Raw genomic sequence first — 23463 nt, forward strand, 5'->3', positions numbered from 1 at the left:
CCCCCGCAAATAAGGTAAGCCTATTATGGGCTCTCACCTGCGAATTTCCGTATACGAGACGTCCTCGGGACCGGCACTTCGACTCCACTGCCGACATCGGCCGAAAATCACACGCCTGTAAGACGATTCGATGCAGGACACCCGAAAAAAACTACTGGCCGCAGCGATCGAATCAGCTGCGGCCAGTGTGGTGGGCGGAGGGGGACTTGAACCCCCACGTCCCGAAGGACACTGGCACCTGAAGCCAGCGCGTCTGCCATTCCGCCACCCGCCCGGGTGACGGCGAGAACACTAACACGCACCATGCCGCGCTCGAAAATCGCCACTTCGAGCTGCCGGCAGCCGACGGCGGCGGGCAGTCCCCGTCGGCGGCACCGTATATCATGCTTGCAGCGCGACTTCGTGATGACACGCGGCCGTCGCGGCCTGCACACCAGCAGGCACCACACGGTGGAAGAACACAGTGAGAGGAGGGGTCACGATGGGCATCGTTCAACGTTTCGAGCGCAAGCTCCAAGGCGCTGTCGGCGACGTCTTCGCCCGCGTGTTCGGCGGAGGCGTCGTACCGGCGGAGGTGGAGGCAGCGCTTCAGCAGGAGGCGTCGGATCTGGTTCGGCCCCTCGAGGGCGGGCACCTCCTGGCACCCAACAGCTACGTCATCACCATCAACAGCTCGGACCACGACGAGCTCGCCGGTGACCGAGCACTCACGGTCAAGGCGTTCTCGCGCCACCTCGACGATTACATCCGCGATCAAGGCTGGCAGACCTACGGCGACGTGGTGGTTCGCTTCGAGCCGTCACCCACCCTTCACACCGGGCAGTTCCGTGCCAGTGGCTCGGTCGATCCCGATGTGGGACGATCGGCGACTGCTGCGCGGAACGAGTCCGCACAGCAGGGCGCGTCGGCACAAGCAGCACCGAGTCCCGTCCCTTCAGCTACGCAGCGACCGTCTGCCCCACCGATGTCGATACCAGGAGCCGGCCACATGACGCAGAACCCAGGCTACGACCCGCAGCGCGACCCCGCGGACGGTCATCGTCCCGATCCGCGCGCGCGCAACGGTTACGCCGGTGGCCAGGATCCGCGCTACCCCGCACGTGAGCAGAACGCACGTGAGCAGAACGGGTACGACGCTCAGGCCTACGCACCGGCCGATCACGACCCGCGCTACGACCAGCAGGCGTACAACGGCGGTTACGACGAGCAGCCGTACCCCGAGCAGGGTCAGGCCTACAGCGCAGCCGGCCAGGAACAGGGCTACGACCCCCACGCCTACGGCGCGCCCGGCGGCCAGGACCAGGGCTACGACGCACAGGCCTACAACGCGCAGGGGTACGACGGCCAGGCGTACGACGCACAGGGTTACAACGGCCAGGGCTACGACTACAACGCCGCCGAGCAGGGTGCTGCGTACTCCGAGGCCCCCTACCAGGAGCAGGCGTACAACGACCAGGCCGGTCGGTACGCCGAGCCCCAGGCCGCCGGATACCAGCAGCCGGGCTACCAGCAGCCCGGTTACGACTACCCGCCCGCTCCGGCCGCCTACGGTCGTGGCTACCCACAGGGCGCGGGCGACCGCGGCGACGGGTACGGCTACGACCAGCCCGCCTCGTACGCAGGTCAGAGTCAGGCGCTCGCCGCGACGCTGCAGCTCGAGGACGGCAGCGGCCGCTACTACCAGCTCCGTGACGGTCAGAACATCATCGGCCGGGGCCAGGACGCACAGTTCCGACTCCCCGACACCGGCGTCTCGCGTCGACACATCGAGATCCGGTGGGACGGCCGCGTGGCCATGCTCTCCGATCTCGGTTCCACCAACGGCACCACCGTCAACGGTGCCCCGGTGCAGGACTGGCAATTGGCCGACGGCGACGTCATTCGGGCCGGCCACTCCGAAATCCTGGTCCGGATCGTCTGACGATCCTCGTGGGCTCGGGTGGGGGTTCGACTCGCACTCTCGTCCACCCGTATGTCGTCCACACGAGCTGCTTCACCCTATGATGCTGCGAGGCAACCATGTCTGCCGCGCCGCGGCTCTGTGCGTGGGCGGGATGCAGGTCGATTGCGAAGGAGGAGGTGAATCGTCGTGCAGGGATTGATTCTGCAACTGACAAGGGCGGGCTTCCTGCTGTTGTTGTGGTTCTTCGTCTGGGCCGTCCTTCGCACCTTGCGCAGTGACATCTACGCGGCCGCAGGCATGCGAGTGCCTGCTCGCTACTCCGGCGGCTCGAAAGTTCTTCCGTCGTTCAACAAGCAGAAGGTGGCCAAGTACCTCGTGGTGACCCAGGGCGGTCTCGCCGGAACGCGCATCTCGCTCGGCACGCAGCCCGTCCTCATCGGACGCGCGGACGACTCCACTCTCGTTCTGACAGACGACTACTCGTCGACGCGGCATGCGCGCATCTCGCCCCGCGGCGGTGATTGGTACGTCGAGGACCTCGGTTCGACCAACGGCACCTACCTCGACCGCGCGAAGGTGACCACCGCCGTTCGCGTCCCCTTGGGAACCCCTGTCCGCGTCGGCAAGACCGTGATCGAGTTGCGCCCGTGACCCTCGTCCTTCGCTATGCCGCCCGCAGTGATCGCGGTCTGGTTCGATCCAACAACGAGGACTCCGTGTACGCCGGCGCTCGCCTACTGGCGCTGGCCGACGGAATGGGCGGTCACGCTGCCGGTGAAGTGGCCTCACAGTTGATGATCGCCGCACTGGCTCATCTCGACGACGACGAGCCGGGCGAGGATCTGCTGGGCAAGCTCGAAGCAGCAACCCGCGAAGGCAACGCGTCCATCGCAGATCAGGTCGAGGACGAACCCGAGCTCGACGGCATGGGAACCACGCTGACCGCAATCCTGTTCGCGGGCAAGCGAATCGGACTGGTACACATCGGCGATTCGCGCGCGTACATGCTGCGCGACGGCTCGCTCACCCAGATCACCCGAGACGACACCTTCGTTCAGTCCCTCGTCGACGAGGGCCGCATCACAGCCGAGCAGGCGCACACACACCCGCAGCGCTCCTTGATCATGCGTGCCCTCACCGGCAACGAGATCGAGCCGACGCTCACCGTTCGGGAAGTACGTGCGGGTGACCGATACCTGCTGTGCTCCGACGGCCTCTCGGACGTCGTCAGCGACGAGACCATCGAGAACACCATGAACGAGGGCGAGACGGGGCCCTGCGCAGATCGTCTCATCGAACTCGCGCTTCGCAGTGGCGGTCCGGACAACGTGACGGTCGTCGTGGCCGACGTGATCGACCTCGACTACGGACAGAGCCACCCCATCCTCGGCGGTGCCGCCAGCACCGAAGACGAGGAGGACGCCCCTCCGCCCAACACCGCAGCAGGGCGCGCCGCAGCGATGCGGCCACCGCGTACGACGCCCAAACGCGTCACCGCACCGGTCGTCACGCCCGAGAAGAAGTCGCACAAGCTGCGCTGGACGTTGATTGCCCTGACCCTGGTGGTGCTGGCGGGAATCGGTGCGCTGGTGGCCAATTCGATCATCAAGGGCAACTACTACGTCGGTGCCGACAACAGCAAGGTCACCGTGCTGCGCGGGCTTCCCGGCTCGGTACTCGGCTACTCGTTGCAGAGCGTCGAGCTGATCGGCTGCCTCGACGACGACGGAGCCGTCACGCTGACCGCGCCGGATGCCGCTCCGGCGGACTGCGTTCCGTTCGAGATCGACGATCTTCTGCCCGCCGCACGCGAGCAGGTCACGGCCGGCCTGCCGTCGGGATCTCTCGACGATGCGCGCGGCCAGGTCGAGCGGTTGGCCTCCGGGGACCTGCTTCAGGTCTGCGAGACCGAGCCGGTCGTCACCACGACCGTCGAACCGACTACGACGGCGATCATCCCGCCGCCCGCGGCACCGCTGCCGCCCACGGTCGAACCCACTGCGGAACCAGCACCGACGACCACAGCGGCACCGACACCGACGGTTCCGCAGATTCCCGGCCAGAACTGCAGGACCGGTACTCGATGAGTTCCAATCCGTCCGCGGGAGGGTCCTTTCCGAGTCCGCCCGAAGGATTCGCGCCAGCACCGATTCAATCGAACCGGCGCGGCGTCGAACTGCTTCTGCTCGGGGCCGCCGTCCTGATCACCACGATCTCGCTGGTACTGGTCGAAGCCAGTCAGGAACAGACCATCACCTGGGATCTGGCGAAATACGCGGTCGCGTATCTCGCGCTGATGACAGTGGCGCACCTGGCCGTGCGACGCTTCGCGCCCTACGCGGATCCGCTGCTGCTGCCGATCGTGGCGCTGCTCAACGGACTCGGTCTGGTGCTCATTCATCGCCTCGACCTGGCCGACGAGCAGCAGGCTCAATATCTCGGAAACCCCATTCCGTCGCCCGATGCCAATCAGCAGGTGCTGTGGACCACGCTGGCCATCGCCGGCTTCGTCGCCCTGCTGGTGCTGTTGCGCGATTACCGCACCCTGGCTCGCTACGGCTACACCGTCGGACTCGCGGGACTGGTTCTCCTGGCCATCCCGGCGATGCTGCCGTCGGCATTCTCCGAGGTCAACGGATCGAAGATCTGGATCAGGCTGCCCGGCTTCAGTATTCAGCCCGGCGAGTTCGCGAAGATCCTGCTGCTCATCTTCTTTGCATCGCTGCTGGTCGCCAAGCGTGAACTGTTCACCGTCGCAGGCAAGCACTTCCTCGGCATGGACTTCCCGCGAGCGCGCGATCTGGGGCCGATCCTGGTCGTCTGGATCGTCTCGGTCGGCGTGCTGGTGTTCGAGAAGGACCTCGGCACGTCGCTGCTGATCTTCGGAACCGTCCTGGTGATGATCTACATCGCCACCGAACGCGTCGGTTGGTTGATCATCGGTTTCGGGCTGCTGCTCGTCGGGTTCCTGTTCGCGTACCAGGTGTTCGGCCACGTCAAGATCCGCACCGACACCTGGCTGCACCCGTTCGACGACTACAACGACACCGGCTATCAGATCGTCCAGTCGATGTTCAGCTTCGCCACGGGCGGGTTGGCAGGCACCGGACTCGGTAGTGGTCGCCCGTCCCAGGTTCCGTTCGCCAAGACGGACTTCATCATCGCCACGGTCGGCGAAGAGCTGGGCCTCATCGGCCTGACCGCGGTCCTGATCCTGTACTTGCTGTTCATCATTCGCGGCATGCGTACCGCGCTGGCCGTTCGCGACAGCTTCGGCAAACTGCTGGCCGCGGGGTTGTCGTTCACCATTGCCATCCAGCTGTTCGTCGTCGTCGGCGGCGTCACCAAACTCATCCCACTCACCGGCCTCACCACGCCGTATCTGTCCTACGGAGGATCGTCGCTTCTCGCCAACTACCTGCTCCTCGCGCTGCTGATCAAGATCTCCGACGCAGCCCGTGAGCCGGCAAAGCCCAAGAAGAAGCCCGCCCCGGCGGCGCCCATCGCGGAGGCACCGACCGAGATGGTGAAGCGCGCATGAACACTCCCCTGCGCCGCGTGTCCATCGCCGTGATGGTCATGGTCGTCGCGTTGCTCGCCAACGCCACCTACCTTCAGGTCATCAAGGCCGACGATCTGCGCACCGACCCGAGAAACTCACGAGTGCTGCTCGACGAGTACTCACGCCAGCGCGGTCAGATCTCGGCAGGCGGCCAGGTGCTCGCATCCTCGGTCCCCACCGAAGACCGCTACAAGTACCTGCGCACCTACCCCCAGAATTCGATCTCCCCGGCCAGCCCGCAGGCCAACGCGCCGATCACCGGCTACTACTCGATGCTGTACTCGAGCAGCGGCCTCGAACGCGCCGAGGACCCCGTACTCAACGGATCCGACGACCGGCTCTTCGGCGGACGACTGTTCGACCTCATCTCCGGCCGAGATCCCCGCGGCGGCAACGTGGTCACCACCATCGATCCCGTCGTTCAGCAGGTCGCCTACGACCAGCTGACCGCCAAGGGATACACCGGCTCCGTCGTGGCCCTCGACCCGGCCACCGGCAACATCCTGGCCATGGCCAGCACCCCCAGCTACGACCCGAACCTGCTGGCCAGCCACGATGGCAGCACCACCACCGCGGCATGGGAGAACCTGAGCAACGATCCCGAGAAGCCGATGGTCAACCGGGCCATCTCGCAGACCTACCCACCCGGATCGACGTTCAAGGTGATCACCACCGCAGCCGCACTCGAAGCGGGCGCGACACCGGACGATCAACTCACGGCCGCGTCGAACATCACGCTGCCGGGAACCTCGACAACGCTGGAGAACTACAACGGTTCGACGTGCGGCGGCGGCCAGACGGCAACGCTGAGAGAAGCTTTCGCACGCTCGTGCAACACCGCCTTCGTCGAGCTCGGCATCGACACCGGGGTGGACAAGATGCGCGAGACCTCGGCGGCGTTCGGCATCGGTGAGAACACCACCATTCCGCTCACCGTCGCCGACAGCACCATCGGACCCATCGACGACGACGCCGCCCTCGGTCAATCCAGCATCGGCCAGCGCGACGTGGCGCTGACCCCGCTGCAGGACGCCGTCATCGCTGCCACCGTGGCCAACGACGGTGTGCGAATGGCCCCGAACCTGGTGCAGCAGCTGCAGTCTCCCGACCTGTCGGACCTGTCGAGCTACCAGCCCAAGGCCATGGGCCAGGCGATCAGCTCCACCACCGCGGCGACGCTGAAAGACCTGATGATCGGCTCCGAGAACAACACCAGCGGCGAGGGCAAGATCCCCGGGGTACAGATCGCATCGAAAACCGGTACCGCAGAACATGGTTCCGACCCGCGCAACACCCCGCCGCACGCGTGGTACATCGGATTCGCACCCGCCGACGACCCCAAGGTCGCCATCGCCGTCATCGTCGAGGATGGCGGCGACCGCGCCCTCGCCGCGACCGGTGGATCCGTGGCCGCACCCATCGGCCGCGCCGTCATCGCAGCCGCATTGCAGGGGAGGTGACATGACGTGCCATTGAGCAACGGAGCTGTCATCGCGCAGCGCTATCGACTGCTGCGACTCATCGCCACCGGCGGCATGGGTCAGGTGTGGGAAGCAATGGACAACCGCCTCGATCGCCGTGTCGCGGTCAAGGTACTCAAGGCCGAGTTCTCCGAGGACCCGGAGTTCCTGCAGCGCTTCAGGTTCGAGGCACGCACCACCGCGCAGCTGAACTACCCCGGAATCGCCGGGGTCTACGACTACGGCGAGACCCGCGACGGCGCGGGCGAATCACTGGCCTACCTGGTGATGGAACTGGTCAACGGTGAGCCGCTCAACGCCGTGTTGGGTCGGATGCCCCGGTTGCCGCTCGGCCATGCCCTCGACATGCTCGAGCAGACCGGCCGTTCCCTGCAGATTGCACACACCGCAGGCGTCGTCCACCGCGACGTCAAGCCGGGCAACATCCTGATCACCCCCACCGGGCAGGTCAAGATCACCGACTTCGGCATCGCCAAGGCCGTCGACGCATCCCCGGTGACCAAGACCGGAATGGTCATGGGCACAGCGCAGTACATCGCCCCCGAGCAAGCACTCGGCGAGGAGGCCACGTCGGCTTCGGACGTCTACTCGCTCGGAGTCGTCGGATACGAAGTACTCGCGGGCACGCGGCCCTTCGTGGGCGACGGAGCGCTGACCGTCGCCATGAAGCACGTCCGCGAGATGCCGGCCCCCATGCCGCTCGACCTGCCCCCCGCCGTGCGGGAACTCATCGAGATCACGATGGTCAAGGACCCGGCCGCGCGCTACGCCAACGGTGGCGAATTCGCCGACGCCGTCGCCGCGGTCCGGGCCGGCCGTCGCCCGCCTGCACCCGGAAACTCCCGCGGTACGGGCACCGGCAGGGTCATGATGCCGGGCGTCGTACCCAGCCCTGCGCCGTCGAGCACCCAGATGATGCCGACGTCGCAGCGCGAGTACCGCGGACCGGCCACCGGAACGGCTGCGGGCGCAGTGCCCGAGGCCACCGGAATGTCGTCGGCGCAGAAGGCCCTCGCCTGGGGCGGTGCCGGACTGCTGCTTCTCGCCATCCTCATCGGCGGATACGTGCTGTTGACCGGGGGCAGGGACGACTCGCCGACGCCGTTCGTGCCGCCGACCACCACCACCACGCAGCCGACCACCACCACGACCACAACGACCGAACCCACGACGACCACCGAAGAAACCACCACCACCGAAGAGACCACCACGACCACGACGACCACTACGCAGGAGCCGACGACCACCGAAGAAACCACGACGACCTCGGAACAGCCCACGCAGACGACCACGAGACGGCCGCTGATCGAGATTCCATCCCAGCAAGATCCTCGAGGACAACCATGACGACTCCCCGTACGCTCTCCTCTCGCTACGAGTTGGGCGAGATACTCGGTTTCGGCGGCATGTCCGAGGTTCATCTGGCACGTGACACTCGGCTCGACCGCGACGTCGCCATCAAGGTTCTGCGCGCCGATCTCGCTCGCGACCCCACGTTCTACCTGCGGTTTCGACGCGAAGCCCAGAACGCGGCCGCACTGAACCACCCCGCCATCGTCGCCGTGTACGACACCGGTGAAGCCGAGACCGAAGCCGGTCCGCTCCCGTTCATCGTCATGGAATACGTCGACGGCGACACCCTCCGCGACATCGTGCGCGCCGAAGGACCCATGGCGCCGCGTCGGGCCATGGAGGTCATCGCCGACGTCTGTGCCGCACTCGATTTCAGCCACCGCAACGGAATCGTGCACCGCGACGTCAAACCCGCGAACATCATGATCAACAACGCAGGCGCGGTGAAGGTGATGGACTTCGGCATCGCGCGCGCCATCGCAGATTCCTCGTCGCCGATGACCCAGACGGCAGCCGTCATCGGAACCGCTCAATATCTCTCGCCCGAGCAGGCACGCGGCGAACAGGTCGACGCTCGATCGGACGTCTACTCCCTCGGATGTGTGCTGTTCGAGATCCTCACCGGCGAGCCCCCGTTCAAGGGTGATTCACCGGTCGCCGTCGCCTACCAGCACGTGCGCGAGGATCCTCAGCTGCCGTCGCTGGTCAACGACACGGTGCCGCGCGAACTCGACTCGATCATCCTCAAGGCAATGGCCAAGAACCCCGCCAACCGCTACCAGAGCGCCGCCGAGATGCGTACCGACCTGGTCCGTGTCCTCGGAGGTCAACGGCCGAGCGCCCCGATGGTGATGAACGACGAGGACCGCACCACGATTCTCGGATCGGTCGATTCCCGGCAGGCAGACTTCTCCGGCGCGGACAAACCCGCCGCCGTCGCCGCCGCACCCGGTGCGTCGAGGCACGGCGAACCCGAGGATCGACCCAGGAACCGTCGAGGCCTCAAGATCGCGCTGATCTCCGCGGCGTCGATCATCGTCGTCGCGATCGTCGGAGCATTCCTGTGGTCCCTCGGTCCGGGAGCGGATCCCAAGTCCGTCACCGTGCCGTCCGTCGTCGGGCTGGCCTCGGACGAGGCGCAACGGGAGCTGGAGAATGTCGGCCTGCGCGTCACCGTGCAGGAGAAGCCCGACGCCTCGGTGCCGGAGGGATCGGCGATCGGGACCAACCCGGCCGCGGGGTCGCAGACCGAATCGCCCGGGGACATCCAGCTCGACGTCTCCTCGGGCCCCCAGCAGGTGCAGGTGCCGCGACTGACCGGACGGACGCAACAGGAGGCGTCGGACGCCTTGAACGAGGTGGGCCTCGAACTCGATCCCACCGTCGCCCGTGCGCCGTCGACGCCGGAGAACCTCGACAAGGTCGTCGAGCAGAACCCGTCCTCGGGCGTGAGCATGAACGCCGACTCGCAGGTTCGCATCACGCTCGGTTCGGGACCGGCGCAGGTACGGATGCCCAACGTCGTCGGCCAGCTCGTCGACGTCGCGCAGCCGAACGTCGAGGGTGCCGGGCTCCGCGTCCAGGTACAGAACATCGATTCCAGCCAGCCGGTGGGGCAGGTCGTCTCGACCGACCCCGCCGGTGGCGCCAACGTCGCCGAGAACACCGTCGTGACGCTGCGCGTCTCGAACGGGGACAAGATCCCGATGCCGGACCTCTCCGGCCTCACCGAAGCTCAGGCTCTGACAGCACTGGAATCGGCTGGATGGACCGGAACGGCGTCGAACCTGTCGACGTCGAGGCAGTCGACGCTCGATCCACTGATGGTCGGCCGGGTCGTCAACCAGACCCAGCCGGCGGGCTCGGAGATCAGCAAGACCGACACCATCACCGTGAGCATCGGGGCGTTGGGAATCCCCAGCGGCAACTAGCCGCCCCGAGGCCGGCTCAGGCGAAGGCTTCGGCGACCTGAGCTTCGAGCTTGGCGACGAGACCGGGGTCGGTGGGCATCCCGCAGACGGTGAGCCAGTTCGCCAGCATGCGGTGTCCGCCCTCGGTGAGGATGGACTCCGGGTGGAACTGGACGCCGTGAATCGGTAGCTCGGTGTGCCTCATCGCCATCACGAGACCGGATTCGGTGCGCCCGATGATCTCGAGTTCGGCCGGGATCGTGTCTTCCCGGACGGTCAGCGAGTGGTAGCGAGTGGCGGTGAAGGGCTCGTTCATGCCCTCGAGAACTCCGACGCCCGAATGGTGCACCAGACTGGTCTTGCCGTGCAGCAGTTCCGGAGCCTTCTCCACGGTTGCGCCGAACGCTGCGCCGATCGCCTGATGACCGAGACAGACCCCGAGCAGGGGCGTCTTCGTGCGAGCACTTGCCGAGACCAGATCCATCGTGGCACCTGCGCGCTGCGGCGTGCCCGGTCCCGGGCTGAGCAGAATTCCGTCGAACCGGCCCGCGACCGCATCGCGGTCGGTGAGGCGCTCGTCGTCGTTACGCCAGACCTCGACATCGGCGTTCAACTGGCCCAGGTACTGGACGAGGTTGAAGACGAAGCTGTCGTAGTTGTCGACGACGAGAATACGCATGCGGACAGCGTACTCAGCGAGGCTGTGCATACCGCATGCGCACCGATTCGGAGTACGCGGGCACCGAGAGGTCCTCGGACGCTGCGACGTCGTAACGGAGGCCGTATCGCAACGCGTACTGCTCGTACAACCGCACACCCGGCTCGTTCTTCAACGCCGCGCGCAGCCGATCCGAATCCCCGATCGCCGTCATCACGTACGGCGGACTGTACGTCCGCCCGCCGAGAAGAAGGGTGTTCCCGATGCAGCGCGGAGCCGACGAGGCCACCAGCCGTTGGTCCTGCATCGCGATCGCCGACGCGCCGCCTGCCCACAAGGCGTTGAGCACGCTCTGCACATCGACCTGATGAACAACCAGATCGTCGACCGACGCGTCGGACGCATACGAGCCGTCCGGACCACGAGGGGCGTCGGCCATCGTGACGGTCAGACCCCCGCCGGACGCGGGCTCGCGTCCCGCCGCGTCGGCCAGGGAATCGACACGCGCCAACGCGTCGGCGACCTCGGTGTCCCCCGTCGCAGTGCGCTGCTGAATGGACTCGAGCTGCTGCTCGAGCGTGTCCCGGCTCCGCTGGGCATCATCACTGCTGCGTTGAGCCGCGTCGACCAGATCTGCGAGCCTGGTGGTGTCCCCGCCGCGCAACTCGGTGCCGTCCGATACATGCCTGGTGGTGCCGAGCAGCAGACCGACGACAGCGCACACCGCAACGGCGAGCACCCACCAGCGGGTGTCGGCGGGGGCAGTCGATCGTCGTGTCACGGGTGCTCGCAATTTGTCCGGTGGGTCGGTGCTGGGCTCACCTGCGTTAGCGTGTACAGCAACCGGTCGGTGACCGTCACGGTCCTCGAGGTCACACTAGCCTGGGGATGCGCGGCATCCGCCGATCCACAGGTTCCGATCGTCAGTTGTCCACAGGTACGGCCGCAGTGCCACGGGCCGTCACGAACGCGAAGAGGAAGCAATGCCGAAGTCGAAGGTACGGAAGAAGAACGACTACACGATCAACCCGGCGAACCGCACGCCGGTCAAGGTCAACGCCGGGCCGTCACCGGTCTGGTACGTGGTGCTGATGCTGGGATTCATGCTGGTCGGGCTTCTGTGGCTGATCGTCTACTACCTGGCTTCCGAGGACATCGCCTTCATCGGAAACCTCGGTGCCTACAACTTCCTGATCGGCTTCGGGTTCATGGTCGTCGGACTCGTCATGACCATGCGGTGGCGCTGAGAGCCAACCGAGTTACATCGATGTCATTCATCCCCAATGTGGATAAACCCTGTGGATAACTCTACGAACGATCCACAGGGTGTGTACGAACAGCAGTGGGCGACGCCCCTCGTCGCCGTCGCAGCCCTGGTCGTGGGCGGAATCGCCCTCGGAATCGGCGCCGCATTTTCCTCCACCGACGCCGCCGGAACATTCCTCGTCGGCCTCGCAGCCGTCGGAATGTGGATCACCGCCGCACTCGCCGCCGCACAACGCCCGCGACTGGCCATCACCCACGACGGATCACTGGTGATGAAACGCCTCACCGGAACACGCACCTACACCCGCAACGACATCGTCCGCGTCAAAATCGTGCGATACCCCCGACTCGGCCGACGAGTACCGATGCTCGAACTCGACATCCGACCACCCGGCGAAGACGACGACAGACTGATCATCTTCGGCCGATGGGACCTCGGAACCGACCCGCGAGACGTATTCGACGCACTCGAAATCCACGGGCTGGTGCCACGCAACACCTGAGCGTCGGGCCCCTGTGGGTTACTCGATGTGACATTCGGTGGACTTTTGGGGGGTCGATGTCACATCGAGTGGACTTGCTAGAGGCCCATCTGGGCGCGCAGGTCGAGTACGCGGATCGCGATGATTCCCAGGGACACCAGAGCGACGGCGATGACCGACAGCCATGCCATGGACACGCCGGCCATGGTTCGTTGTTGTCCGGTGTCTGGGGTTCGGTTGGACAAGAACACCAGACCGGCGGTGGCGGCGGCTCCGGCGACGAGTCCGCCCATGTGTCCCCACAGCGAGATGCTGGGGATCGAGATGCTGATGAAGATGTTCACCGCGATGACGATGAGGATGGGTGCCGGGCTTCGCTTGAGCCGTAGCAGGATGACGGCCTGGGCACCCAGGAGACCGAAAACGGCTCCGGACGCGCCGACGGTGAGCGCCAGTGGGTTCTCCAGCAGCATCACCGACGCACTTCCTCCGAGGAGCGAGAGGAAGTAGACGACCAGGTAGCGGGTTCGGCCGAGCACGAGTTCGACGTCACGACCGATGATGTACAGCGCGAACATGTTCACGAGCAGGTGTATCGGCCCGTAGTGGACGAAGCCGCTGCCGATCAGCCGGAACACATCGCCGTTGGAGACGAGCAAGCTGTTGAGGGTCCAGCTGCGGGCGAGCGCGGATCCGGAGGTGTTGTTCATCGGATCGCCGGACTGCGCCACCGTGATGGCATAGACGATCACGTTGATGGCGATGAGAGCGTATGTCAGCGGGGTCTTGGCGGATCGTGCCATGGGTGCACCGGCGACGGTCTGGGCAGTGCGGATGTTCTTGTTGCCCTCGCGCACGCAATCGACGCAGTGCTGTCCGACGGCCGCGGCCTGCAGACACTGCGGGCATGCGGGCCTGCCGCAGCGCGAACAGGCCAGGCCGGTCGGGCGATCGGGATGTCGGACGCACACCGACTGGGGTGGGTTGGGCTGGTCGCCGTACGCGCCACCCCAGCCGGGGTTCGTCATCTTGTCGAAAGTCCTTCGGTCAGATCAGGCGATGGTGATGTTGTTGATGACAACCTCGTCCACCGGGCGATCTCCGCGGCCGACCGGCGTGCTCGAGATCGCGTCGACGACCTTCTTCGACGCCTCGTCGGTGACCTCACCGAAGATGGAGTGCTTGCGGTTGAGGTGCGGGGTCTTGCCGGTGGTGATGAAGAACTGCGAGCCGTTGGTGCCGGGGCCTGCGTTCGCCATGGCCAGCAGGTACGGGCGATCGAAGGACAGTTCCGGGTGGAACTCGTCCTCGAACTTGTAGCCCGGTCCACCGGTACCGGTGCCGGTGGGGTCGCCGCCCTGGATCATGAAGCCGTCGATGACGCGGTGGAAGACTGCGCCGTCGTAGAACGGTCCGGTCTTGGCACCCGACGCGTTCTGCGTCGTGTACTCCTTGGATCCGTCCGCGAGACCGACGAAGTTCGCGACGGTCTTGGGGGCGTGATTGCCGAACAGTTCGATGACGATATCGCCGCGGTTGGTGTGCAGCGTGGCCGTTTGGGTCTTGTTTGGTGAAGTCACGCCCTCCATCGTGCCATCTCGGGCGATCGGGCAGTTCACAACGGGCGTCGAGTCGGCTGGATCGCGAAGGTTCAGCGGGGGTCGTGTTGTGGAACAGTGAGGGTATGACGAGCACAACGAAGTCCGACCGGGTTCGGTCGTCCACCGGTACCGCAGCATCCGCCCTGCTCGGCGCCGCATCCGCCGCAAGCAAGGGCCCGGCCGGAGTCGGTCTGCTGTTGGCCAGACGAGGTTACGGGCTGGCCCGCAAGCAGGCTGCGCAGCGCCGGGCAGTGACCGCAGAACGCATTGCCGAAGCGAATCGCACCCGAGCGTTGGTCACGGTCGACTCGGGATCGCGTCGGACCAGGCGAATTCTCGTGTTCGGCGCCGCTGCTGCCGTCGTCGGTGGTGTCGTGTTCTTCCTCGGTCGCCGTCGCAACGAGGTGCCCCCGCCCGCCGATGTTCCGCCGAGCCTGGCCGACTACGACGACACGTCGTCATAGGTACAGAACTCTCTGCAGCAGATCGAGCAGACCCGGCCTCGCTCTGACCACGGCCTCCCCGCTGCGATCGGCGACGACCAGCGCGGTATTCCGGCCGCTGGTGGAGCCCTCGGTGAGATAGTCGCTGTGCCCGATCGAATCGTGGCCTCCGTCGGAACGCTCCGTGGACAGCACGGTGACTCCGTCCAGTGCGCCTGGATCGCGACCGAATGCACCCAGGTCGGCGACGATATCGCCCTCGGCCTCCGCCGCGAAGACGTGTCCGACGGGAAGCCGAAGATCTGCGACGCTGTGTGTGCCGAATCCCGGTGATCCGAGAGCGACGAAATCGTCGACCCCGGTGTCGTCCCGGAGGGCGGTCGCCGCGGTGAGGGATCCGTACGAGTGGGCCAATACCGACAGATGCGGGTCGCTCGCACGTGCGGCGTCGAGGCCGTCCAGGAACGGAACCAGTCGATCCGCTCCCGCCCGCGCCGCCGCACCCGAGGCCACGCTCCGGTCCGGATCGAGCAGGCTCCAACCGAGCTGCGGGGCCTGGTAGTCGAGCCAGGTCACCGCAGCCGCAGATTCCGAAACAAGCTGCTGCACAGTGTCTTTGACGTTCTCCATGTCGCCGTCGTAACGAAAAAGGTTGCCGTGCACGGTCGAGTCGAGACCGGGCACGAAGACGGCGACATGGGTGGCCGTGTCGACATCGCCCACCGCTACGGCCGCCATCGTCTCCTCGTACGAGGAATTGTCGAGGACCAGAAGCTGCCGAGCCCCCTGCGCCAGCGTCGCGTCGATCGCATCGAGTGATGCCAGCCGCGTGCGAGTCTGCTCGAGTCCGGCATCGGCGTCACTGAACATGCCGCCGAACACGTTGTCGGCCAACTCTTTCTGCAGTTCGACTTCGACGGCGCGGAGGCGGAGACGCTCGGCGGCCAACACTCGACGGTTCGCGCTGTCACGTACTCGTCCAGGCAGGCCGTCGAGATTGCCGATCAGCGCCGGCTGTTCGACCAGCAGCCTGGTGCGTGCCGCAGGCGAGAGCGCGCTCCAGAAGGCAGCATTGGCCGCCGGGGACCCGTCCCGCGGCACCGAAGCGGCAACTGCCGTCGCAACGGAGGCTGCGGAGGTTCCCCCGACGAGGCGTCGGGCAAGGACGTCGTCGAAGTCCGTGGCCGTACGAATCAGCTGTGCGATTCGCTCGGCGAGCTCCTCACGGCATCGACGTCGCTCTCGCATCGTCGACCACAGATCCAGGAGCGCAACCGAATACGACGCGCCGGCGTCGGACACCGAGCCGTCGGATCCGACCGCGAATCGCTCCTCCGCCGCCGTCTGCTCCACCGAGCGGAGCGCAGTGACCAGACTCTGCATGTCGATCGACGCATCCGCGGTGCATGTCGAGATCCGAAGCAACTCGGCTGCGGCGTCTCCCAGATCGGACCGGATGCGTCTCATCGCCTCCCGTGCCGCCTCGGCCGCTGGACCGTCCCACCCATTGCCCACAATTTCGTCCGTTACCGAATCGTGGACGGCAGCCACTTCTCGCCACCGCCGCATCAGGCTTTCGGACGCGGCGACCAGCACTCGGCTGTCCCATGACCTGAATTCGTCGAGAGTGACCATCGCGTATCCCCCGCAGCATCGTCGTTGCCGACGAGTCAACGCGAGAAGTACACCTCGCCGAGAAATCTATCCCCAGCCTGTGGATGAAATCTGGGGATCAACGATGCGTCGAGTGAGTGCTACTGCGCAATTCTGCGGATCGGGCCGCTGTAACCGGCGTCGGGATCGGACGGCCGACTGGTCCTCGGCGGCCTGCTTCGCTTCGCCCGGTACAGATCGGCGTCGGCTGCACGATAGATCTCGCCCCAGCGGCGTCCCGCGGGCATGCACGCCAATCCGACGCTCCATTCCGCGCGATGAGCGAGGCGCAGGCGCTCGATGATCTGCCAGGCCTCCTTTTCGAGAACTCCCGGCATGAACAGTACGAATTCGTCTCCGCCGAGCCGACCGAGAACATCCCGTTTGGTCAGCTGCCCCTTCCAGGCCTTCGAGACCCGAGTGAGCAGGACGTCACCGGCAATGTGGCCGTACTCGTCGTTGATCTCCTTGAAATTGTCGAGATCGAGCACGGCGAGACTGACCGACAATCCGCGAGCAGCACACGCCGGCAGCATCTTTTCGATCTTGGACTCGAACCCGAACCTGTTGAGCAGACCGGTCAGGGCGTCGTGTGTCGCGGAATAGCGCATTCGGCGCGCGAAGACACCGAACACCTCGGTCGCACCGACGATGCCGAGCGCCACGAGGATGTAACTGATGAACGGCGTTCCGTACGGCGCGATTGCCGCTCCGATGACCGCCGAAACAGCAAGCACTGCAACCCAAATGCCTGCGTTGCGTTCGGACCAGAACGCACCGATGTGCATACCGAGGAACATTGCGGCCTGCACGCAGATCAAGAACGCGGGCATGGTGTCGCTGCTCCCCAACGCACAGGCGAGTGCCATCACCGACAACGCGGTCGCGAATCCCACCGCCTGTTTGGGGCTCGGCACACCCGCCCTCGCCAGCACCACGATCGCAGCCGGACCCAGAAGCAGAGCCAACGCGGCCAGAACCTGCTGGGCACCGGTCAGATTCGACCACGACGCTATCGCGCTTGCAGCGTAGAGAACCGTGGTGACCGCCGCGAAGACGGCGAGCATGCGGCCGGACTCGTCGAACCTGGGCCTGCTCACCAGTCGATTCCAACCGTGCAAGACCATGATTCGGCCGTCTGGAGGCAGCATTCACCGATGGAGACACCACCACTCACCCGATACCCCCCAGGCACCATCGGCCCTCCCCACGCACTACGGCCATCGCCTCACATGACCCAACGATGCCCGGACTCTAACACCTCCGAGACGCGATCACGACTCTGGCCAGAGAAGACGTAGCAGGTCAGGACGCCTTCTCGGCGCGAGCAGCCTCCCTGGCAAGCAGTCGATCACGTGACTCCTCGAACTTGGTCGCCTTCTGCGCCAAGTCTTCGACGAACGCTGCCAGTCGATCGCGATCCCGCTCGCCCTCACCCGTGAAATCGTTGCGCTCGAAGATCTTCCATTTGCGCAGAACCGGCATCAGCACCTCGTCCAGATGCTGCCGGAGATCGTAGATCCCGTGCTTGGCCAAGGTCATCGCGTTCTTGCGGAAATTGGGCATGTTCAGGCCGGGCATCTGGAAGTCGGTCGCGACATCGGTGATGGCACGAACCATCTGATCGGGCACCAGATCCAGCGACGCCTCACCGAGGTTGCGATAGAAGATCATGTGCAGGTTCTCGTCCGCTGCAACACGAGCCAACATCCGATCCGCCACCGGATCTCCGCACGCCAACCCCGTGTTTCGGTGCGAGACCCGCGTGGCCAGCTCCTGAAACGTCACATACGCCACCGAGTGCAGAAAATTCGCGCCGTCCATCGGCGCATCGATACCCACCGTCATGTGATGCATGCGAGCCCGCTCCAACTCCACGGGATCGACCGCACGGGTCACGACCAGATAATCGCGCATGACGATGCCGTGACGGTTTTCCTCCGCAGTCCAGCGCCCCACCCATGTGCCCCACGCACCGTCCAACGAGAAGTTGTCCGCCAACCCCCGGTGATACGACGGCAAGTTGTCCTCGGTCAGCAAATTGGTGATCATCGCCGTACGAGCCACTTCCGACAGCGACGACTGCTCGAGAGACCAGTCCTGCCCACCCATCGCCGCAAAGTTCCGCCCCAGATCCCACGGAACGTAATCATGCGGATGCCATTCCTTCGCCATGGACAGATGGCGATTCAGATTGGCTTCCAGCGTGCCGTCGAGTTCGGTCAACAGCTCTTCATGATCGAGAACACGCGTCATCTGCGGGGCTCCTTCGAAATTCGAGATGCCCGAATCGCCAACCGATCCGAGACAGTGGCGAACACCGCCCGCCGAGATCGAACGACGGCACACCCCCCTGCGGTGCGCCGTCTCGACCGTTCACGTCGATCCGAGAACCGACGCCCTTGCACACCGACCACGCTAAGGACCGAACCATCGATGCGACACAGAACAGATGACTGTCTGGATATATGGGCGCCGAAGCACAGACCGCCTTGGGTCCGATCACAACCGGTCGGCTCATCCGCTGCGGACGTCTCGGTACTTGAGGGCACTCAATGTCACATTCAGTGGACTTTTGGGGGGTCGATGTCACATCGAGTGGACTTGGGACCGGGTGGAGAGAGACAAAAAAGGACGCCCACCGAAGTGGACGTCCTTTTTCTTGTGGAGCCTAGGAGATTCGAACTCCTGACATCTGCCTTGCAAAGGCAGCGCTCTACCAACTGAGCTAAGGCCCCGGGTGTTGCCGGTAATCGTGAACGAACCTTACACGTCCACTCCGAGCGATTGTCACGCGGTGGGGATGCTGTGCCAGACGCCGTCCGAGCTGCGCTGCGAGCGCACCCTGGATAGTGTCAGCACTGCGATCACCGCCGATGCGACCAGAAGAAGGATTTTCACGTCCTGCCTCTTTTCGTTCGTTCGGTGTGGGCCTAGGAGGACTTGAACCTCCGACCTCTTCCTTATCAGGGAAGCGCTCTAACCGCCTGAGCTATAGGCCCTCATCACTACTTCGGACCGAAGAAAACCTCTCCTCGAACCGAGGGATGAGATTACCGTATCGGGCCGCTGTCTTCCAAAACGGCCCGATACGACTCTCGATGGTGCAGGTCAGTCGCGGTCTGCCAGTGTCACTTCGACGCCACCGACCAGGTCCGAAGACAGGTTGTAGATGAAGGCGCCGATGGTGGTGAGAGCGGTGAAGAGTACGACATTGATCACACCGATCACCGCTGCGTAGCCGAACACCTGCCCGGCACTGACAAGTCCACCGTCGCCGGATTCGTTGACGATCTCGGTGAACGCACTGTTGAGACGTTCCCAGACGCCCATGCCGTCGAGCACGGCGTACAGCAGGCCGACGGACACCATCCACACGAAGAACAGAGATACTGCGATCACGAGGGCGATCTTGAGCGTCGACCACGGATCGATCTTGCGGATCTGAATGGTCGCCCGCAGGGGATCGCCGTCCGCACTGGGCACGGCCGTGATGGCCGCGGGTGCTGCGCGCTCGGACGGGGACGGCTCCGGGTGCCGGACGGCAGACAGATCCGGCATGTCCTTCGCTAGATCCTTGCGTTCGATGTGCCGTGTCGGCCCGTCGATGACCGCCGCTTTCGACCTGGCGGCTTCTCGCCGTTCGGTCTTGTCCTCGGTCGATTCGCGCTGGACCGGCTCGGCTGCCGTACGTGCGGACCGATCGAACTCTGCGTTCGGCGGCAGTGCGGCACCGCGTCCGGACAGGTTGGTCTGCGGCTGGTTCTGCGGCTGCTGCCGGTCGTCCGTTCCTTGCGATGCGGGACGCTGACCGACTCCGCGCTGCCAGGGCGGCGTTCCGGAGCCACCGTGTGGAGCGTCGCTCTGCTGGGCCGGCATCGCCTGAGTGGCTGCCGGACCGGCCTCCTGAACCCGAGCGGGCTCACGAGATGCTTCACCGGTAGCCGCCGACTCGGCGGACACCTCCGGAGAGCGCACGGTCTCGTCGGGCGCCGCCGAAGGCTGCGGGGCCGAGGGCTGCTGTCCCGAGGGCTGCGGGGCTGCCTGCCGTGGGGGTTGACCGGCCGGTGCCTGCCGCTGCGGTGGCTGACCGTTCGGCGGCGGACCACCATTGGGCCGGCCGGGTGCTTGCTGACCTGGACCGGGTTGACGGCCAGGAGCCTGGGGCGGCTGAGCCTGCGGCGGACCGGCAGGAGCCTGTCCCTGACGAGGGGCAGGCGGACCCTGTTTGCCGGATCCCGGGGGCGCCTGGGGCGGCGGTCCCTGAGGTGCGGGCGGTCGCTGTGGGGGCGGAGGTCCCTGAGCCGGACGTGCCGGGCCGTTCTGAGCACCGGGTGCCGGTCGCATCGGAGGTCGAGCACCCCCCTGCGGGGCCGGGCCACGGCCCGCGGCGGGCGCCGGACGAGCAGCCGGCTGCGGACGGTTGCCCGGGCGAGCTCCCTCGGGCGGCACCGGACGCGCGGGCTGCGCGGCCCGATCGCCGTCCCGGCTGTCCGGTCCACCACTGGGGCCGGGCCTGCTACCAGGCCGGTTGGGAGTGCTCACTTACGACTCCTTCGCTGCATCGTCTTCGGTGCCCAGAGCATCCGGTTCGATCTCGTCGGCGTTGCGCGCGATCGCGAGCAGGGTGTCGCCTTCACCGAGATTCATCAACCGCACGCCCTTGGTCTGTCGGCCGGCCTTCCGAACCTGCTTGGCAGCGGTTCGGATTACGCCACCACTGGACGTGATGGCGTACAGCTCGTCCTCGTCGTCGACGATGAGAGCTCCCACCAGCGTGCCACGCTTCGGGTCGTACTGGATTGTCAGCACTCCCTTTCCGCCGCGGCCTTGCTGGGGGTAATCCTCCATCGCGGTGCGCTTGGAGTAACCGCCCGACGTAGCGACCAGCAGGAACTTGTTCTCGCTGACGACGTTGAGCGAGAGCAGCGCGTCCTCGCCGTTGAAGCGCATACCCTGCACACCCGAGGTAGCACGGCCCATCGGGCGCAACACCTCGTCGGTGGCAGAGAACCGGATCGACTGACCCTGCGCCGAGACCAGCAGCAGATCGTCGTCCGAGGACGCGAGAACGGCTCCGACCAACTCGTCCTCACCACGCAGGTTGACCGCGACGATGCCGCCGCTGCGGTTGGAGTCGAAGTCGGTCAGTCGTGACTTCTTGACCAGACCGCCCTTGGTGGCGAGCACCAGGTACGGAGCATCCTCGTAGGTCTTGATCTGGATGACCTGCGCGATGCGCTCGTCCGGCTGGAAGGCGAGCAGGTTCGCGACGTGCTGACCGCGGGCGGTTCGGTTCGCCTCGGGCAGTTCGTAGGCCTTGGCCCGGTAGACGCGACCCTTGGTGGTGAAGAACAGGATCCAGTCGTGCGTGGAGCAGACGAAGAACTTGCTGACGATGTCGTCCTGCTTGAGCCCTGCGCCCATCACTCCCTTGCCACCGCGCTTCTGCGAGCGGTAGAGGTCGGTCTTGGTGCGCTTGGCGTATCCGGTCTCGGTGATCGTGACGACCACGTTCTCCCGCGCGATCAGGTCCTCGTCGTTGACGTCCCCGTCGGCGGCGATGATGCGCGTACGACGGTCGTCGCCGAACTTCTCGACGATCTCGGCGAGCTCGTCTCGCACGATCTGTCGCTGCCGCTCCGGCTTGGCCAGAATGTCCTGCAGGTCGGCGATCGTACGTTCGAGTTCTGCCAACTCGTCGATGATCTTCTGACGCTCGAGGGCTGCGAGGCGTCGCAGCTGCATGTCGAGGATGGCCTGGGCCTGGATCTCGTCGATGTCGAGCAGGTCGATCAAGCCCTGTTTGGCCAGATCCACCGTCTGCGACGCGCGGATCAGCGCGATGACCTCGTCGAGTGCGTCGAGAGCCTTGACGAGTCCACGCAGAATGTGGGCCCGCTCCTCCGCTCTGCGTAGCCGGTACCGAGTACGCCGAACGATCACGTCGAGTTGGTGAGTGACGTAGTACCTGATCATCTGGTCCAGGCGCAGTGTGCGCGGGACGCCGTCGACGATCGAGAGCATGTTCGCGCCGAAGCTCGTCTGCAGCTGCGAGTGCTTGTAGAGGTTGTTCAGCACCACCTTCGCGACCGCGTCGCGCTTGATGGTGACCACGATGCGCATACCGACACGGTCGGAGGACTCGTCGTCGATCTTGGAGATGCCCGAGAGTTTGCCGTCCCGCACCTGCTCGGCGATCGAGGTGATCAGGTTGTCCGGGTTGACCTGGTACGGCAACTCGGTGATGACGATCGTGGTGCGGCCGTTGGAATCTTCTTCGATCTCGACGACGCCGCGCATCCGGATGGAGCCGCGGCCGGTGGAGTACGCATCCTGGATGCCCTGGCCACCGACGATGAGTCCGTGCGTCGGGAAGTCGGGGCCCTTGACGCGCTCCATGCAGGCCGCGAGCGTTGCTTCCTCGTCGGCCTCGAAGTTGTCGAGTGCCCAGAACACCGCGTCGCCCAGTTCACGCAGGTTGTGCGGCGGAATGTTGGTGGCCATACCGACGGCGATGCCGTTGGAGCCGTTCATCAACAGGTTCGGTACCCGCGACGGAAGTACTGTCGGCTCTTGGGTTTTGCCGTCGTAGTTGGGGATGAAGTCGACGGTTTCCTCGTCGATGTCGCGCAGCATCTCCATCGCGAGCGGGGTCAGCCGCGCCTCGGTGTAACGCATGGCTGCGGCGCCGTCGTTACCGCGCGAACCGAAGTTGCCCTGGCCGTCGACCAGGGGGTACCGCATCGACCACGGCTGGGCCAGACGCACCAGTGCGTCGTAGATCGAGGTGTCACCGTGTGGGTGGTAGTTACCCATCGTTTCGGCAACGGGGCGTGCGGATTTGACGTAGCTGCGGTCGGGTCGGAAGCCCGAGTCGTACATCGCGTACAGGACGCGGCGGTGCACCGGCTTGAGTCCGTCACGCACCTCGGGCAGGGCACGCCCGACGATGACGCTCATGGCGTAATCGATGTAGCTGCGCTGCATTTCCTGCTGGATGTCGACCGGATCGATCCGGTCGCCGCCCTCGGCGTTGGTGGTCGATCCCGGCGGGGGTCCTACCGGCGGTTCGGTGATGTCAGACATGCAATTCTCCTCGAGAAACGGTCACCTTCACGCACCGAGAGAACACATCGGTGTGTGAAGGG

General features: G+C 65.4%; 19 protein-coding genes and 3 tRNA genes. 10 read left to right on the forward strand and 12 right to left on the reverse strand.

All coding sequences use genetic code 11. The features are described 5' to 3' along the window. Positions 1-188: 188 nt before the first annotated feature. Positions 189-274 (reverse strand) — tRNA-Leu (locus CH271_RS00925). A 207-nt stretch (positions 275-481) separates the two neighbouring features. Between CH271_RS00925 and CH271_RS00930 the strand changes: the two genes are divergently transcribed. The 7 genes from CH271_RS00930 (at position 482) to pknB (ending at position 10230) form a co-directional block, all read left to right on the forward strand. After that, a complete protein-coding gene (locus CH271_RS00930) occupies positions 482-1921 on the forward strand; it encodes a DUF3662 and FHA domain-containing protein (protein ID WP_037195346.1) in 1440 nt (479 codons plus the stop codon). A 168-nt stretch (positions 1922-2089) separates the two neighbouring features. Then, positions 2090-2554, forward strand: coding sequence for an FHA domain-containing protein FhaB/FipA (locus tag CH271_RS00935; RefSeq protein ID WP_037195344.1), 465 nt, complete (start codon positions 2090-2092; stop codon positions 2552-2554). Next, positions 2551-3990 (forward strand): PP2C family protein-serine/threonine phosphatase, encoded by a 1440-nt coding sequence (locus CH271_RS00940; protein ID WP_094632142.1) that lies wholly within the window; start codon positions 2551-2553, stop codon positions 3988-3990. The genes CH271_RS00935 and CH271_RS00940 overlap by 4 nt, the downstream gene beginning before the upstream one ends. Next, entirely contained in the window at positions 3987-5444 is a 1458-nt protein-coding gene (locus CH271_RS00945) for an FtsW/RodA/SpoVE family cell cycle protein (protein WP_037195339.1), read from the forward strand. The genes CH271_RS00940 and CH271_RS00945 overlap by 4 nt, the downstream gene beginning before the upstream one ends. Further along, positions 5441-6925: a peptidoglycan D,D-transpeptidase FtsI family protein gene (locus tag CH271_RS00950; protein WP_094632144.1), complete on the forward strand. Its 1485-nt coding sequence runs from the start codon at positions 5441-5443 to the stop codon at positions 6923-6925. Before CH271_RS00945 ends, CH271_RS00950 begins: the two co-directional genes overlap by 4 nt. 6 nt (positions 6926-6931) lie before the next feature. Then, positions 6932-8293, forward strand: a complete 1362-nt coding sequence (locus CH271_RS00955; RefSeq protein WP_094632146.1) for a serine/threonine-protein kinase — start codon at positions 6932-6934, stop codon at positions 8291-8293. Further along, positions 8290-10230, forward strand: a complete 1941-nt coding sequence (gene pknB, locus CH271_RS00960) for a Stk1 family PASTA domain-containing Ser/Thr kinase (RefSeq protein ID WP_094632148.1) — start codon at positions 8290-8292, stop codon at positions 10228-10230. Before CH271_RS00955 ends, pknB begins: the two co-directional genes overlap by 4 nt. Positions 10231-10246: 16 nt before the next feature. Here pknB and CH271_RS00965 read toward each other — a convergent pair whose 3' ends face one another. Both CH271_RS00965 and CH271_RS00970 read right to left on the reverse strand, forming a co-directional pair. Then, entirely contained in the window at positions 10247-10888 is a 642-nt protein-coding gene (locus tag CH271_RS00965) for an aminodeoxychorismate/anthranilate synthase component II (protein ID WP_094632255.1), read from the reverse strand. Positions 10889-10901: 13 nt separating this feature from the next. Next, positions 10902-11648, reverse strand: a complete 747-nt coding sequence (locus CH271_RS00970; protein ID WP_037195330.1) for a DUF881 domain-containing protein — start codon at positions 11646-11648, stop codon at positions 10902-10904. 202 nt (positions 11649-11850) lie between these two features. Between CH271_RS00970 and crgA the strand changes: the two genes are divergently transcribed. Both crgA and CH271_RS00980 read left to right on the forward strand, forming a co-directional pair. Continuing rightward, positions 11851-12114, forward strand: coding sequence for a cell division protein CrgA (gene crgA / locus CH271_RS00975; RefSeq protein ID WP_032396997.1), 264 nt, complete (start codon positions 11851-11853; stop codon positions 12112-12114). A gap of 36 nt (positions 12115-12150) precedes the next feature. Continuing rightward, positions 12151-12636: a PH domain-containing protein gene (locus CH271_RS00980; RefSeq protein ID WP_094632150.1), complete on the forward strand. Its 486-nt coding sequence runs from the start codon at positions 12151-12153 to the stop codon at positions 12634-12636. A 77-nt stretch (positions 12637-12713) separates the two neighbouring features. Here the strand turns inward: CH271_RS00980 and CH271_RS00985 are convergent, their stop codons facing one another. Beyond that, positions 12714-13643, reverse strand: a complete 930-nt coding sequence (locus CH271_RS00985; RefSeq protein ID WP_094632152.1) for a rhomboid family intramembrane serine protease — start codon at positions 13641-13643, stop codon at positions 12714-12716. A 24-nt stretch (positions 13644-13667) separates the two neighbouring features. Beyond that, positions 13668-14204 (reverse strand): peptidylprolyl isomerase, encoded by a 537-nt coding sequence (locus tag CH271_RS00990; protein ID WP_094632154.1) that lies wholly within the window; start codon positions 14202-14204, stop codon positions 13668-13670. A gap of 95 nt (positions 14205-14299) precedes the next feature. Here CH271_RS00990 and CH271_RS00995 point away from each other — a divergent pair, with 95 nt between their 5' ends. Then, positions 14300-14680 carry a hypothetical protein gene (locus tag CH271_RS00995; protein WP_143545985.1) on the forward strand — a complete coding sequence of 127 codons (381 nt, stop codon included), beginning with the start codon at positions 14300-14302 and terminating at the stop codon, positions 14678-14680. On the opposite strand, the gene CH271_RS01000 is transcribed toward CH271_RS00995, so the two are convergent. The 7 genes from CH271_RS01000 to gyrA form a co-directional block, all read right to left on the reverse strand. Next, a complete protein-coding gene (locus CH271_RS01000; protein ID WP_094632158.1) occupies positions 14675-16294 on the reverse strand; it encodes an alpha/beta hydrolase in 1620 nt (539 codons plus the stop codon). The genes CH271_RS00995 and CH271_RS01000 overlap by 6 nt on opposite strands. 119 nt (positions 16295-16413) lie before the next feature. Continuing rightward, positions 16414-17412, reverse strand: a complete 999-nt coding sequence (locus tag CH271_RS01005) for a GGDEF domain-containing protein (protein ID WP_230596490.1) — start codon at positions 17410-17412, stop codon at positions 16414-16416. A 205-nt stretch (positions 17413-17617) separates the two neighbouring features. After that, positions 17618-18568, reverse strand: a complete 951-nt coding sequence (locus tag CH271_RS01010) for an acyl-ACP desaturase (protein WP_094632257.1) — start codon at positions 18566-18568, stop codon at positions 17618-17620. A 409-nt stretch (positions 18569-18977) separates the two neighbouring features. Next, a tRNA-Ala gene (locus tag CH271_RS01015) sits at positions 18978-19050 on the reverse strand. A gap of 190 nt (positions 19051-19240) precedes the next feature. Further along, positions 19241-19314 (reverse strand) — tRNA-Ile (locus CH271_RS01020). 109 nt (positions 19315-19423) lie between these two features. After that, a complete protein-coding gene (locus CH271_RS28650; RefSeq protein WP_256986117.1) occupies positions 19424-20290 on the reverse strand; it encodes a DUF3566 domain-containing protein in 867 nt (288 codons plus the stop codon). Positions 20291-20857: 567 nt separating this feature from the next. Continuing rightward, complete coding sequence (gene gyrA, locus CH271_RS01030) at positions 20858-23401, reverse strand: DNA gyrase subunit A (protein WP_037195319.1); 2544 nt, start codon at positions 23399-23401, stop codon at positions 20858-20860. Between the last annotated feature and the right edge of the window lie 62 nt (positions 23402-23463).

The organism is Rhodococcus sp. 05-340-2, from assembly GCF_002258915.1.
Lineage (GTDB): Bacteria > Actinomycetota > Actinomycetes > Mycobacteriales > Mycobacteriaceae > Rhodococcoides.

Coding starts and splice junctions, on each gene's coding strand:
- CH271_RS00930 (WP_037195346.1), top strand. CDS start 482: ATGGGCATCGTTCAACGTTTCGAGCGCAAGCTCCAAGGCGCTGTCGGC.
- CH271_RS00945 (WP_037195339.1), top strand. CDS start 3,987: ATGAGTTCCAATCCGTCCGCGGGAGGGTCCTTTCCGAGTCCGCCCGAA.
- CH271_RS00950 (WP_094632144.1), top strand. CDS start 5,441: ATGAACACTCCCCTGCGCCGCGTGTCCATCGCCGTGATGGTCATGGTC.
- pknB (WP_094632148.1), top strand. CDS start 8,290: ATGACGACTCCCCGTACGCTCTCCTCTCGCTACGAGTTGGGCGAGATA.
- CH271_RS00965 (WP_094632255.1), bottom strand. CDS start 10,888: ATGCGTATTCTCGTCGTCGACAACTACGACAGCTTCGTCTTCAACCTC.
- crgA (WP_032396997.1), top strand. CDS start 11,851: ATGCCGAAGTCGAAGGTACGGAAGAAGAACGACTACACGATCAACCCG.
- CH271_RS00980 (WP_094632150.1), top strand. CDS start 12,151: ATGTGGATAAACCCTGTGGATAACTCTACGAACGATCCACAGGGTGTG.
- CH271_RS00985 (WP_094632152.1), bottom strand. CDS start 13,643: ATGACGAACCCCGGCTGGGGTGGCGCGTACGGCGACCAGCCCAACCCA.
- CH271_RS00990 (WP_094632154.1), bottom strand. CDS start 14,204: ATGGAGGGCGTGACTTCACCAAACAAGACCCAAACGGCCACGCTGCAC.
- CH271_RS00995 (WP_143545985.1), top strand. CDS start 14,300: ATGACGAGCACAACGAAGTCCGACCGGGTTCGGTCGTCCACCGGTACC.
- CH271_RS01000 (WP_094632158.1), bottom strand. CDS start 16,294: ATGGTCACTCTCGACGAATTCAGGTCATGGGACAGCCGAGTGCTGGTC.
- CH271_RS01010 (WP_094632257.1), bottom strand. CDS start 18,568: ATGACGCGTGTTCTCGATCATGAAGAGCTGTTGACCGAACTCGACGGC.
- gyrA (WP_037195319.1), bottom strand. CDS start 23,401: ATGTCTGACATCACCGAACCGCCGGTAGGACCCCCGCCGGGATCGACC.